Source organism: Psychrobacter sp. NPDC077938 (assembly GCF_044542635.1).
Lineage (GTDB): Bacteria > Pseudomonadota > Gammaproteobacteria > Pseudomonadales > Moraxellaceae > Psychrobacter.
In genome coordinates this window covers 25466-39324 of sequence record NZ_JBITUW010000002.1, presented here as the reverse complement: position 1 = coordinate 39324, position 13859 = coordinate 25466, and the positions used below count along the sequence as shown (strand labels likewise).

Annotated in this window: 10 protein-coding genes; 1 reads left to right on the top strand and 9 read right to left on the bottom strand. The window is 45.9% G+C overall.

Features of this window, described 5'->3' with window-relative positions:
• Nucleotides 1-45: 45 nt before the first annotated feature.
• The 9 genes from nuoJ to ndhC all read right to left on the bottom strand — a co-directional run bounded on the left by nuoJ (nt 46) and on the right by ndhC (nt 10940).
• A complete protein-coding gene (nuoJ, locus tag ACIGBM_RS03725) occupies nt 46-789 on the bottom strand; it encodes an NADH-quinone oxidoreductase subunit J (protein ID WP_397476805.1) in 744 nt (247 codons plus the stop codon).
• Complete coding sequence (gene nuoI / locus ACIGBM_RS03720; RefSeq protein ID WP_010198902.1) at nt 786-1334, bottom strand: NADH-quinone oxidoreductase subunit NuoI; 549 nt, start codon at nt 1332-1334, stop codon at nt 786-788. Before nuoI ends, nuoJ begins: the two co-directional genes overlap by 4 nt.
• A gap of 55 nt (nt 1335-1389) precedes the next feature.
• Entirely contained in the window at nt 1390-2433 is a 1044-nt protein-coding gene (nuoH, locus tag ACIGBM_RS03715) for an NADH-quinone oxidoreductase subunit NuoH (RefSeq protein WP_397476804.1), read from the bottom strand.
• A gap of 1 nt (nt 2434) precedes the next feature.
• Nucleotides 2435-5503, bottom strand: a complete 3069-nt coding sequence (gene nuoG, locus ACIGBM_RS03710) for an NADH-quinone oxidoreductase subunit NuoG (protein WP_397476803.1) — start codon at nt 5501-5503, stop codon at nt 2435-2437.
• A 10-nt stretch (nt 5504-5513) separates the two neighbouring features.
• On the bottom strand, nt 5514-6938 hold the full coding sequence (nuoF, locus tag ACIGBM_RS03705) for an NADH-quinone oxidoreductase subunit NuoF (RefSeq protein WP_114700720.1): 1425 nt from the start codon (nt 6936-6938) through the stop codon (nt 5514-5516).
• Nucleotides 6935-7444, bottom strand: coding sequence for an NADH-quinone oxidoreductase subunit NuoE (gene nuoE, locus ACIGBM_RS03700; RefSeq protein ID WP_057758927.1), 510 nt, complete (start codon nt 7442-7444; stop codon nt 6935-6937). The genes nuoF and nuoE overlap by 4 nt, the downstream gene beginning before the upstream one ends.
• A gap of 147 nt (nt 7445-7591) precedes the next feature.
• Nucleotides 7592-9367 (bottom strand): NADH-quinone oxidoreductase subunit C/D, encoded by a 1776-nt coding sequence (nuoC, locus tag ACIGBM_RS03695; protein ID WP_397476802.1) that lies wholly within the window; start codon nt 9365-9367, stop codon nt 7592-7594.
• A 106-nt stretch (nt 9368-9473) separates the two neighbouring features.
• A complete protein-coding gene (locus ACIGBM_RS03690) occupies nt 9474-10142 on the bottom strand; it encodes an NADH-quinone oxidoreductase subunit B family protein (RefSeq protein ID WP_101206265.1) in 669 nt (222 codons plus the stop codon).
• A 174-nt stretch (nt 10143-10316) separates the two neighbouring features.
• Entirely contained in the window at nt 10317-10940 is a 624-nt protein-coding gene (ndhC, locus tag ACIGBM_RS03685) for an NADH-quinone oxidoreductase subunit A (RefSeq protein WP_102091044.1), read from the bottom strand.
• 828 nt (nt 10941-11768) lie between these two features.
• Here ndhC and ACIGBM_RS03680 point away from each other — a divergent pair.
• Nucleotides 11769-13802, top strand: a complete 2034-nt coding sequence (locus tag ACIGBM_RS03680) for a UvrD-helicase domain-containing protein (protein ID WP_290178436.1) — start codon at nt 11769-11771, stop codon at nt 13800-13802.
• The last annotated feature ends 57 nt before the right edge of the window (nt 13803-13859 follow it).

The window sequence follows — 13859 nt, the reverse complement described above, 5'->3', positions numbered from 1 at the left end:
ACGGCACGTTTGACACATCTTGTGCCACGCTTGCTGCTAGTACCATTAGTCTGACTCCTTGCGCGTAACTTTGTTCGCACCTACTTGACTGCCTGCTTTCGTGCCAATCTTCATACCTACATAGTCATGCGGATCAACATCTTTATATTCGTAAGGCTTAGCCATTTCTACGCCGTCATGCTGTGTAAGCGTACTATCATTGTCGTATTGTTTGATACTGCCTACGCTTGGCTTAAAGTTTTGGCTATCGTTACCGATGACCTCATCGTCGACTGTCTCTTTACCTAAATGATAAGCGGCGACCAAGGCTGCCAATAATAGCAATGCTGCTACTTCAACCAGCATAATGTATTTGGTAAATAATACCGTACCCACTGCTTTGGCAGAGATAGTCGTGCCACCCATCATAACGGTTTCATCGTGATTGAGACCAATCATCGCATAGAGCACAACGGCAATGATTATCGTCAACCCTGTCGGTATAGCCCAAGTGCCTGCATCGAGCCAACGCTCTTCGCGCTCGTCATTACTCATGCCCAAATTAAGCATCATGATAACGAAAACAAATAGCACCATAATGGCGCCTGCATAAACAACAATCTCTAGCGCACCCGCAAACGGCGCACCTAATACAAAAAATATCCCAGCAATTGCCAGCAACGATACAATCATCGATAAGATAGCATGCACTGGATTGGCCTGAGTCACTACGCGCAGACTGGCAAATATTGCCACTGCTGCAAGCGAATAAAACCCAGCCAGTTCAGGATGGTTCAAAATATTCATCATGGTAGCAAGCTCCTTAGATCAATCGGGGCAGACTCATTTTGTGCTGCGCCTTTTGGTTTATCTGCTACCGCCATACCTGTCACACGATAATAGTTATAATCAGGGTATTTACCTGGTCCTGAAATGAGTAGATGCTCTTTTTCGTAGACCAAATCTTGGCGTTTATATTCACCCAGTTCAAAATCTGGGGTCATTTGAATCGCTGTCGTTGGACAGGCTTCTTCACACAATCCACAAAAGATACAGCGTGAGAAATTGATACGGAAAAACTCTGGATACCAGCGACCGTCTTCACGCTCGGCTTTTTGTAATGAGATACACCCTACCGGACATGCCACCGCACACAAGTTACAAGCGACACAGCGCTCGTCTCCATCAGGATCACGCGTTAGGACAATACGTCCACGAAAACGCGGCGGTACAGGTACCGGCTCTTCAGGATAAAGGATGGTGTCACGCGGTCTGAGCGCATGACTATTGACCATCCACATGCTGCGGACAATGGTAAATATACCAATGACGGTCTTTTTTATGGTAGTAAACATGGGATTATTATCCTTATCAGCTTTACCCTAGTTCATCAGTGATGGCTAGTAATGACTATAACGTTGGGGAAAAGATCAAAATGACCGCAGCAGTAATCAACAGATTGATCAAGGTTACGGGCAGACATACTTTCCAGCCAAAGTTCATCACCTGATCATAACGCGGACGCATAAGTGAGCCTCGAGCCAAAACAAACATGGTCATAAAGAACAGCGTTTTAATCATGAACCAAAAAGCTGGTGGAATAAATGGAATATCTAAATTGAACGGCGCAAGCCAACCGCCAAAGAACAAGCAAGTCATCAAGGCAGAAATTAAGACAACGTTGACATACTCACCAATAAAGAACATACCAAACTTCATGCCAGAGTATTCAACATGATAACCTTCAGCCAGTTCTTGCTCTGCTTCTGGTTGGTCAAATGGATGTCTATGTGTGACGGCAACACCAGCCACCACAAAGGTTAAGAATCCAAAAAACTGCGGAATGATATACCAGCCGTCTGCTTGTGCTTCGACAATGGCGCGCAAGTTAAACGAACCTGTCAAAGCAACAACGCCCATCAACGACAAACCCAGAAACACTTCGTAACTGATCGTCTGTGCTGCTGAGCGCAAACCACCGAGTAGTGAGAACTTGTTGGCAGAAGCCCAACCACCGAACATCACTGCATAGACAGCAATACCTGCCATAGCAAAGAAGAATAGAATACCGATATCCCAATCAACCACGCCAAGCGTTGGCGAGATAGGAATGATGGCAAATGAGGCCAAGGCAGTAAACATTGCGACCGCAGGTGCCAACGTGAACATAAACTTATCGGTAAAGTTTGGTGTCCAATCTTCTTTAAAGAAGATTTTGAGCATATCGGCGACCAACTGCAATGAACCAAAAGGCCCAACACGGTTTGGACCATAACGATCTTGCCATAAGGCCAACATACGGCGCTCATAAATAATCATCATCGCGGCAACCAATACTACGACTAAAAAGATGACTAGTGATTGACCCACCAAAAACAGAATAGACCAAGTATCAAAGCTTATGCTATTGGCCAAAAAGCTTGGCACATCAGGGATAATACGGGTAACTTGCATATTACACCTCCTGTGTGGTGGTCGGCGCTGCGTTTATTTGCGCAGTATCGTTATTGTTCATCATATCGTTAGCCATGCTACCCATCATCGTCACTGGTGCATCCACTTTACGTACCGACGCTGGCATTGATGGGTGAATGATGCTCACCTGCCCAACTGGGTAACCGATACAGCCTTCTGCCAAATAACCGACCAGCTGTACTGGTAAGGTCATTTGTTGCTTGTCAATTTCAATCGCCAAGTAATCACCAGCCACAATATTCCAGTCTTTGGCATCATCTATACCGATACGCCATGTTGCAACAGGTAGTTGCTCTGCGACGATTGGGCTGCGTGATGCCATCATTGAGCTGGCATAGATATTATGAATCGGCACCAGTTTCGCTTGGCCGTGCTGTAAGTCAGTTGTATTCGAAGACATCGCTTCTGGCGCCACATATTGACGAGTGGCTAGGCGCTCTAGCTGATCGAATAAACGTACACCTGGATCACCATTTTTCAGATGACCACCGACTTTGTCTTGGTATTTATTCCACGCTTGCGGTGAGTTCCAACCTGCCGCATTGGCAAAAGGAATCATCGAGCTTGGCGTTTCTTTACCGCTATAACCTTCCATTGAGAAAGTTAGACCAGTGTCCAAATCTTTTGGCTGCATTGGCTCGTGCACTGAGATTGGCGCACGCATAGCTGTACGACCTGAATAACGACGCGGTTGACGCGCGATTTTCAGACCCGTTATACGGTAATCAGCATCAGGCGCAGCGCCTTTGATACCTGCAAGTTTAGGATGGGTGGCAATCAACGCATTGATAACATCATCTAGCTGCGTCCAGTCGACATCACGACCTTCAATGCTGCTATGCACAGCATGTATCCAGCGCCAGCCTTCTTTAATACTGCTCATTGGATGGTAGTATTCGTTATCGTAAACTTGGAAGAAGCGCTGCGCACGACCTTCAGCTGATATCAATGTACCATCCGCTTCTGCAAAGCTTGCCGCTGGCAATACGATATCGACGTCTTTATGCCAATCAAGGAGCTGATGATCTAATGCAATGACCGTTTTATCAGTCAATAGTTGCGTTAATTTATTGGCATCAATCGCATCTGTTAGCTGGTTTTCTGCAACCACAACCACATCGTAATCAGTCGCTAACAGCTCTTCAACTGACTGACCGCCAAGCATACAAACGCCCATGCTATTGGCATCAGGAACCGTTAGATAAATACCTGCTTGTGCCTGATACTTGTTATTTACTTCTTTTAACTCAAGGTTTTCAGCAGGCTCACGTTCGACATCATCTTGAGCTTCTGTATTTACACCTGTTTCAGGTTTGTTTGGCTTAGCAGATAAATCTTGGTCTTCTTCAGGCTGGTCATTAGCCGCCTTTGCTTGAGCTGCCTGTACTTTGGCATTATGTGCCTCGACCTGCTGTTGCTCGGTCGCTTTAATTGCCGCGCGTTTTTGGGTCAACGCTTGGGTAATCTGTGCTGCTGCTTCTATCAATGCGGTAGAAGACAAGCTGCTACCCGAGACAACTAAAGGCTTATCGGCTTGAATCAAGTCATAAGCGATTTGCTGTGCCAGTGCTTGCATACCGTCAGTTTCAGTACTTGCATCAGCTGCTTGCGGGTCTCTTATTTCTGCTAAATCATCAGCGAAATTAGCGATTTCATCAGCAACCTTGAAGCCAAGTTTAGTGATGTCTTCAGGGGTCGCCACTACGCTCACTTTACTGATATCTTCTAGCTTAGTTTGCGTTACATCGATGACATAGACTGGGCTTAGCGCATCTTGAGCGATACGCTTAACTGGTTCAGCAAGCCAAGGTTGCGTTTGTAGCGCCGCCGCCATTTTCAAGCCTTCATTTTTTGCGGCTTGACGTACTGACAGTGCGACACGTGATGAAGTTTGCGTGATGTCTTCACCCAATACGAGCACCGCATCATGCGTTTCGATATCGGTCATGCTAGGGTTATAAATACCTTCAGTGCTAAGCACTTCGATGCATTTATTGACCAGTGCTTGCTGCTGATGGTTCAGACCTGTTGAGAAGTTATCAAAGCCGACCAGATTTTTTAGCGCAAAGTTAGTCTCTAAACTGGCACGTGGTGAGCCAATCCCGATGACTTTTTTATCTTTGATACGTTTGATGGTTTCATCAAGTGCATAATCAATATTGATTTTGACATGCTTATCATTGATACGTTCAAGCGCTTGGGTTGGACGATCATCACGATTGACATAGCCATAACCAAAGCGGCCACGGTCACATAAGAAATAGCGGTTTACTTCGCCGTTATAGCGGTTTTCGATACGGCGCAATTCACCATAACGCTCGCCCGGTGAGATATTACAACCAGCTGAGCAACCATGACAGATGCTTGGCGCATACTGCATATCCCATTTACGGTTGTAGCGCTCAGAGTGGGTTTTATCAGTAAACACACCCGTTGGGCAAACTTCGGTTAAGTTGCCTGAAAATTCGCTTTCAAACTGACCATCTTTATCACGGCCAAAGTAAACGCGATTGTTTGAGCCATAAACGCCCAAGTCTTCGCCGCCCGCATAGTCTTTATAAAAACGTACACAACGATAGCAAGCGATACAACGGTTCATCTCATGTGCGATGAACGGACCAAGCTCTTGGTTATGATGCGTGCGTTTGGTAAAGCGATAGCGACGACGGCTATGACCTGACATATAGGTCATGTCTTGCAAATGACAATGTCCGCCCTCTTCACAAGTTGGACAGTCATGTGGATGGTTGGTCATGAGTAGCTCAACCATCGACTTGCGGAATGCTTTGGCCTCATCGTCAGTCACAGAGATGTACATATCATCGCCAGGAGCGACCATACAAGACATCACAAGGCGACCGCGACCCGCTTCCATATCTTCTTTATTTTGGAATTGCTTGACCGCGCACTGACGGCACGAGCCTACTGAGCCAAGGGCTGGATGATAACAAAAATACGGCACATCAATGCCAAGTGATAAGCAGGCTTGTAGCAAGTTATCTGCGCTATCTACTTCGACAGTGGTTCCATCAATATGTATGACTGCCATGCCGCTCTCCTTATTTCACTACTGGCTGTTGGTTGGCTGCAGCATCAATAACATCGACACCAACCGCCTGCGCGATTTTTTGATCAAACTCTGGACGGAAATATTTAATCGCACTCATTAGTGGTTCCATCGCACCTGGAGCATGCGCACAGAATGTTTTACCAATCCATAAGTCACGCGTTAGGCCTTCTAGTTTTTCTACATCGCCCACTTGCCCTTCACCATCATTGATGGCGGTAAGCAGTTTCACGCCCCACGGTAGACCATCACGGCATGGTGTACACCAACCGCACGACTCACGCTGAAAGAAAATCTCAAGGTTACGTAGTAATGGCACCATGTCTTGTGATTCATCGACGACCATAATCAGACCAGTACCCATACGGCTACCCGCATTTTGAATGGTGTCAAAATCTACCACCACATCCAAATGTTCTGCGGTCAAAAAGTCAGTCGATGCGCCGCCCGGCAGCCATGCTTTGAGTGTTTTACCATCTTTCATACCACCTGCTAAATCTTCAATGATTTCGCGTGCCGTATAGCCAAACGGTAATTCCCACAGACCTGGGTCATTGACCAATCCTGAGCAGCCAAATAGTTTGGTGCCCGGCGTTTTACTTTTGCCTTTGATTTCAGATAACGACTGATACCACTCAACGCCGTGATTCAAAATCGCTGGCATATTACACAAAGTCTCAACGTTGTTAACAACGGTTGGACGACCCCATGCACCAGAAATTTGTGGAAATGGCGGCTTAGTACGTGGGTTAGCACGGCGGCCTTCTAGACAATTAATTAACGCTGTTTCTTCACCGCAGATATAACGTCCAGCGCCCGTATGCACATGCAGATTAAAACTAAAATCTGAGCCTAAAATATTATCGCCCATGAGATTATTGGCCAAGCACTCTTCGATAGCAGCGACCAAACGTTCAGCGGCCAAGATATACTCACCACGGATAAAGATATAACCGTCAGTGGCGCCAATCGCATGAGCAGTAATGAGCATACCTTCGATCAGCTGAAACGGTAGACGCTCCATGAGCAAACGGTCTTTGAATGTGCCCGGCTCCATTTCATCAGCATTACAGATGAGATAGCGCGGCAAACCATCCGGTGGCGACATAAACGACCATTTAAGACCAGCATTAAAACCTGCACCGCCGCGACCTCGGACATTGGCCGCTTTAATCATATTGCCGACGTCTTTAGGCGACTTAGATAGCGCTTCTTTTAGACCCGTAAAGCCTTTTAGAGACTCATAAGTGGCTAAATCAAGCACCGCATCATGATGGGCCAAACGCCACGTCAATGGCTTGGTTTCACTAGTGGCTGTCGCTTTATCACCGTAAATTGGAACACGCTGTGCATTTAGCTGGCTTGGCGCTTGGCCTTGACCGCGACGAGCAATTTGCTCTGAAATCGTTAAACTCATGCGTATAGCTCCAATAATTGCGCGACCTCAGATGGCTGGACAGGGCCGTAAGTGTCTTCATCAATCAGTACCGCTGGTCCCTTATCACAGTTGCCCAAGCAGCAAATTGGCAATAGGGTAAAACGTCCGTCAGCAGTTGTCTGACCATACTCAATACCCAGCTGCGATCTAATCTCAGCTGACAGCGCCTCATAACCTGTCAAATAACAAGCCACGGAGTCACATATGAGAATCACATGGCGACCGACAGGTTGGCGATAAATACGGTTAAAGAAAGTCGCAACCCCATCCATGTCTGACATCGGGATGTCTAGGATATTAGCAATGGCATTTGCTTGCGCATCATCGACCCAGCCGTTGCGCTTTTGCACGATTTTTAGTGCATCTAGCGAGGCAGCACGCGCCTGTGGGTAATGATGCATAAACTCATGAATGGCAGCGATTTCATCACTAGTGAGAATGCTTTCCACATCTACTTTTGGCATTTTGTCGGAAACAATTTTCATAATCTTCTGTCTTTCCTCACTCATCCTGCTCTATCACAAGCCAATATCAGTCTGATTGAAACTGTGGTTATATTGGCGAATGACAGCATTTTGGTGTGCCATCAGGCAATAATATATTGATGAACAAATACTTTTGAAGCAGCGGCTCTAACGATCACAATCCGCCATCACAATATCAATCGATGCCAGATACATAATGGCATCAGAAACCAGCGAGCCATTGATGACCGATGGCATCTGCTGCAAATGCGCAAATGTCGGTGTGCGGATACGGGTACGATAGCTCATCGTGGCCTTGTCTGAGGTGATGTAATAACTGTTCAGACCTTTAGTCGCCTCGACGATCGTTGTACATTCGCCCGCTGGCATCACAGGACCCCAAGATACTGAGATAAAGTGGTTAATCAGCGTTTCGATATCATTTAGCGTACGGTCTTTTGGCGGTGGTACGGCCAGTGGATGATCGGCTTTATAAGGGCCTTGTGGCATATGGTCCATGCACTGGCGAATGATACGCAATGACTGACGCATCTCTTCGACTTTGACCATACAGCGATCATAAGCATCACCGTTATAACCAACTGGCACTTCAAAATCGTAATTCTCATAGCCCATGTATGGACGTGCTTTACGTAGGTCGAAATCAACGCCTGTCGCGCGCAGACCAGCGCCAGTCACGCCCCAAGCAAGTGCTTGCTTAGCATTATACTGAGCAACCCCTTGGGTACGGCCTTTGAGCACGCTGTTTTGCAATGCTGCTTTGACATATTCGTCCAAGCGTTTTGGCATCCAATCTAAGAACTCACGAACCAAGCGCTGCCAACCACGTGGCAGATCAGCAGCCGTACCGCCGATACGGAACCAAGCTGGATGCATACGATAGCCAGTCACGGCTTCGATGACGTCATAGGCTTTTTGGCGATCGGTAAACATATAGAATACAGGGGTCATACCGCCCGCATCCTGAATGAACGTACCGACGAATAGTAAGTTATTGGTGATACGGAAAAACTCGCTCATCATCACGCGGATAGTTTCAGCGCGCGGCGGAATGGTGATTCCAGCAAGCTTTTCGACCGACATGATGTACGGCAGCTCATTCATTACGCCGCCCAGATAATCGATACGGTCGGTATAAGGAATAAATGAGTGCCATGTTTGGCGCTCAGCCATCTTTTCTGCGCCGCGATGGTGATAGCCGATATCAGGGATACAGTCGACGACTTCTTCGCCATCAAGCTGTAGTACCAAACGGAACGCACCGTGAGCAGAGGGATGGTTAGGACCAATGTTCAAGAACATAAAGTCTTCATCACGACCTGAACGCTTCATGCCCCACTCTTCTGGGACAAAACGCAGGTTTTCTTGCTCGTATTGTTGCTTAGCAGTATTCAGAAAGTACGGGGTAAATTCCGTCGCACGCGCATGATACTCTTTACGCAGTGGATGACCTTCCCAATATTTCGGTAATAAAATACGGGTCAAATGCGGATGACCTGTAAAGACGATACCGAACATGTCCCACACTTCGCGCTCATACCAGTTGGCATTTGGCCAAATATTGGTGGCGCTCGGTACATTGACATCGTCTTCGCTTAGCGCGACCTTGATACGTACATCACTATTGCGCTCAAGCGACATTAGGTGATAAAACACCGTAAAGTCACTATCAGGCAAACCTGCGCGATGCTGGCGCAAACGCTCATCTATCGCTGATAAGTCAAATAGCATGACATACGGCTTAGGCAGTTTGCGCAAGAATAAAAGAATATCTAATAAATCAGCACGCGCCACCCAAACCGTTGGAATCTCATCCACAGTCTGCTGCACGACAAATTTACCAGCATACTTTTGCTCCAGCTCTGTAATGACTGCTGGGACGGGCTTGATCTTAGGATCTATGTTTTCGACTACCGTGACCATGAATGATGTATTCCTTCATTAATCATAACTGATTCATCATAACTACACTGTGATGAGCGTATAAAACGTTGAGGTTATTACTGTGAATCTAAATGCTATCTAGAATTTAAATACTGTCTGGGCTACGTAAGTTTTTAACAGCGATACGATCTGCTTGCTTACGGTCACGCTCAGGCGTCATTTGTGGCTGATAGATACCTTGCTCATTGACATGGATACCCAGCGGACGACGCTCTTTGGTGATAGATTCTTGTAACAGCATTAAACCCTGAATAAGCGCTTCTGGACGCGGCGGACAACCTGGCACATACACATCAACAGGGATAATCTTATCGACACCTTGTACGACAGAATAAATATCATACATGCCGCCCGAATTGGCACAGGCACCCATAGAGATAACCCATTTTGGCTCGAGCATTTGCTCATATAGGCGCTGGATGACAGGGGCCATCTTAACGAAGCAAGTACCAGCGACGATCATGACGTCCGCCTGACGAGGCGAGGCACGAATAACCTCTGCCCCAAAACGTGACAAATCATGAACGGCGGTTAAGGTAGTAGCGTATTCAACATAACAGCAAGAAGTACCAAAGTTAAATGGCCAAAGTGAGTTCTTACGCCCCCAGTTTGCTGTTGAATGAACGAGGTCTTCGAGACGACCCATAAAGACGTTTTTATTCACTTCATCTTCGATAGGGTCGTTGACCGTTTGACTGGTCTGTGCAGGATAGGTATCTGCATCGGGGTTGGCTTTTGTTAATGTGTATTTCATAACATACAACCTTCATATTAGGCTTGGCGTGGCAATCATCTTGCTCGCGCTGTCACCATAATTTTATTATTAATAAGTGGCTAATCATCAGCGATCATTAATACATACAGAACTGACGCCTTCATGCTTTGCTGCTCGTTTTTGCAAACGCTACAAGCTGAGCATCAACTGCTATTAACGTTCAGTTTTGTCCTGCTGAGCAGACGTCGCAAAATCCACAGAAGTAACGTTACCCGTGGTATTAATATGATCGATGTTTTGTAGATGACGACGATTGGTCTCAATATTGTTTGAGACATTGATTTGACCGGATGACTGCGCGGGTACTTTACCTGTCGGATCGACCATTAGCTCATGAGCACCATCAAACTTGGTGATGTCTGCCAAATTAAAGCCTGCAGGCGCCGCATATAAGCGTGCTTTTTTGCGTAGCTTGTCAGCAGGTGCCCAGTTCATCGCACCCAAGCTCAGCTCATAAATCAAACCGATAATTAGAATAGTGATAAACGTGCCAGCGGCGGCAAAGCCAAGCCAGCCCGCCTCGCGTACTGACACAGCATAAGCGTAGAGATATAGCGCCTCTAAATCAAAAATCACAAAGAAGATTGCGACCAAATAAAATTTGGCAGACAAACGAATACGGGCGTTGCCAGATCCGACAACACCCGCTTCAAATACTTCTTCCTTTTGTGAGCCTTGAGAGCGGCCGCCAAGTAAGCGCGGTACGACCAGCATAAAGACAACTAGCCCAATGGCGGCTAAGATAAAAGCAATGGCTGACCAATTAAAAGCAGACATGATAATACGTGCTCCTCACCCAATCGAGTGTTAGACACAGCGCAAGCACTAACCCACTCAGGTCATGTTGCGACAGGTATAACGCAGACGAAAACACAAAGTGACTTTATTTAAGTAATTGTCACTGCACTTCAGTAACTGTCACTGTGTTTAAGTAACTGTCATTGAGTCACATGTTAGGTATTTTGCTGGTAACAACCAATTATCAAGATTATTGACGACGATGTCAGACGTGACCAACTGTAGAGATTCCGGTATGCGCGCGGATAAAGGCTGGTCGCCCAACGCATCTTCTAACAACGTAAGATCAACGTATTAAATCAATATCATATCTGACTGCTTACTTAATTGATTTAATAGCTCATTACACGTGGTCAACAATGACGTGACAACTGGCATAAATTATTTACGTACTATACGCATATCAGTGCCTAAAAGCTAGTTTTTAACTGTATTGAACGGTCACTTTCTGTGTAAAAAAAATGTGTTTTTTTTACTATGAATTATGATATAGACCTTACCTTATATTAACCCCAAATTCGTACTTTTGGCTACGAGCAAACACTGCCACGCTATTTGTCAAAAATCAAGTGTCCGAATACCCCACTTTCATCACCCAAGTCCTCCCCCAAAGTGAGCATTTTTGCTTTATAATGACCCACCAGATTTTCATGATATGCCATCATCAAACCTTAAATTCTATTATTCTTACAATAAAGATTATTAAAATATCGCAACGATACGAGTTTTGATGATGCGCGCTGCGTTTATCTATCTTTGTCATATCAGCGCTACCCTCTTTTTTGCTTTTGTCTTACAGGTCACGTTATGAGTCAACTCAATCCCAAACAACAAGAAGCCATGCTCTACGTATCTGGTCCATTACTTGTACTTGCAGGTGCTGGCTCCGGCAAGACCTCTGTGATTACGCGTAAGATTGCTTACCTAATCCAAGAATGCGACATGCCAGCTGAGCGTATCACCGCTGTGACCTTTACCAATAAAGCGGCACGTGAAATGAAAGCGCGAGTTAGCAAACTGCTACCAAGCGAAAAAATGCGTGGGTTAACGGTGTCGACGTTTCACCAATTTGGTCTACAGTTTTTGCGCTATGAGCTGATTCATACCCCGCTAAAAGGCAACTTTTCCATTATGGACAGCGATGACAGTAAGCGATTGCTGATGGAGCTGATGATGCGCGACAACTTAAGTGGCGCTGAAAGCCGCGAGTTGGTCGGTAAAGCCATCAAAATGATTTCTGATTGGAAAAACGATCTGATTGAGCCTGACAAGGCAATGGAAACGTTAGACGATCCCGAAGATATGATTTTTGCCACGTTATATGCATTATACGAGCGTAATCTGCGTGCTTATAACGCTGTCGATTTTGATGACTTGATTGTACTACCAACCAAGATATTGCGTGAAAACAGAGAGCTACGTGATAAATGGCAAAACCGTATTCGTTATCTATTGGTCGATGAGTATCAGGATACCAATACCGCCCAGTACGAAATGATTAAATACTTGGTTGGGCCGCAAGGTCGCTTTACCGTGGTTGGTGATGATGACCAATCTATCTATGCGTGGCGCGGGGCAAAGCCTGAAAACATGGCACTGCTAAAAGAAGATTTTCCAAAACTAAAAATCGTTATGCTTGAGCAGAATTACCGCTCAACCACTCGTATTTTGACCTCTGCCAACGCCGTTATTCTAAATAACGAGCATTTATTCGAGAAAAAACTGTGGTCAGATAAAGGTCAAGGCGAAAAAATCCGTATCATTAACTGCCGTAATGACGATGATGAATCCGAGCGCGTGGCCAAAGAAATCGTCACGCATAAACTGCGCTTTGGTAACGAGTGGGAACAGTATGCCGTACTGTACCGCAGTAACTTTCAGGCACGTATGCTAGAGGCACAATTGCGCCAGCTGCAAGTGCCTTATAAATTATCAGGCGGTCAGTCATTCTTTGCGCGTAGTGAAATTAAAGACATCATGGGTTATTTGCGCCTGATTTTGAACCCTGAAGATGACAGCGCATTTTTGCGTATTATCAACACGCCTAAGCGCGGTATGGGACCAGCCACGCTAGAAAAACTCGGTTTGTTTGCGCAAGAGCACAGCATATCGCTACTGGCCTCTTGTACCCACGCTGGTCTGACTCATGTATTGCCATCAAAGGCTTATGGTACGATAAAAGAGTTTGGTGAATTCATTGAGCACTATACGCGTGAGCTGGATCAACACCCAGACCCTGTGCCAATCGTACGCCAGATGATTGATGAGACAGGTTATATTGACTTTGTCCGTAGCGACGCCAAAACGCCGCAACAAGAAAAAAACCGTATTGATAATATCGATATGCTGTACACCAGTATTCAGTCCTTGATTAATCGCGCTGAAGAAGATGAAGACCGAACGATTGACACCATCATTCGTAAGTTGGTTTTGCTTGATATGCTTGAGCAACAGCAAGAAGAAGAGAATACCAACAAAGTTAACTTGATGACCTTACATGCCGCAAAGGGCTTGGAGTTTGATTTTGTTTATATCATGGGACTTGAGGAAGAAATGCTGCCGCATCGCAACTCTATCATGAGTGAAACGGTCGAAGAAGAGCGCCGTCTGATGTACGTGGGCATTACTCGTGCACGTCGTGAACTGACATTGACGCTCGCGACCCAGCGCCGTGCCGGTGGTCAGATGCGCGTTACCTCAGAATCAAGATTTTTGGATGAGCTACCTGAGGATCATATTGATTGGCCTGCCAAAGCGAAAAAGAAAAAAGCGACCAAAGACCCAGAAGCTGTTGCTGATGAATATCTGGCCAATATTCGAGCGTTACTGGGTAAGCGTTAATTTTAATCAAGACATTTAAGCACTTAAGTAAAACGCTCAAGAGAACATGCTTTAGAC

Coding starts and splice junctions, on each gene's coding strand:
- nuoH (WP_397476804.1), bottom strand. CDS start 2,433: ATGCAAGTTACCCGTATTATCCCTGATGTGCCAAGCTTTTTGGCCAAT.
- ACIGBM_RS03690 (WP_101206265.1), bottom strand. CDS start 10,142: ATGAAATACACATTAACAAAAGCCAACCCCGATGCAGATACCTATCCT.
- nuoG (WP_397476803.1), bottom strand. CDS start 5,503: ATGGCAGTCATACATATTGATGGAACCACTGTCGAAGTAGATAGCGCA.
- nuoC (WP_397476802.1), bottom strand. CDS start 9,367: ATGGTCACGGTAGTCGAAAACATAGATCCTAAGATCAAGCCCGTCCCA.
- ndhC (WP_102091044.1), bottom strand. CDS start 10,940: ATGTCTGCTTTTAATTGGTCAGCCATTGCTTTTATCTTAGCCGCCATT.
- nuoE (WP_057758927.1), bottom strand. CDS start 7,444: ATGAAAATTGTTTCCGACAAAATGCCAAAAGTAGATGTGGAAAGCATT.
- nuoF (WP_114700720.1), bottom strand. CDS start 6,938: ATGAGTTTAACGATTTCAGAGCAAATTGCTCGTCGCGGTCAAGGCCAA.
- nuoI (WP_010198902.1), bottom strand. CDS start 1,334: ATGTTTACTACCATAAAAAAGACCGTCATTGGTATATTTACCATTGTC.
- nuoJ (WP_397476805.1), bottom strand. CDS start 789: ATGATGAATATTTTGAACCATCCTGAACTGGCTGGGTTTTATTCGCTT.
- ACIGBM_RS03680 (WP_290178436.1), top strand. CDS start 11,769: ATGAGTCAACTCAATCCCAAACAACAAGAAGCCATGCTCTACGTATCT.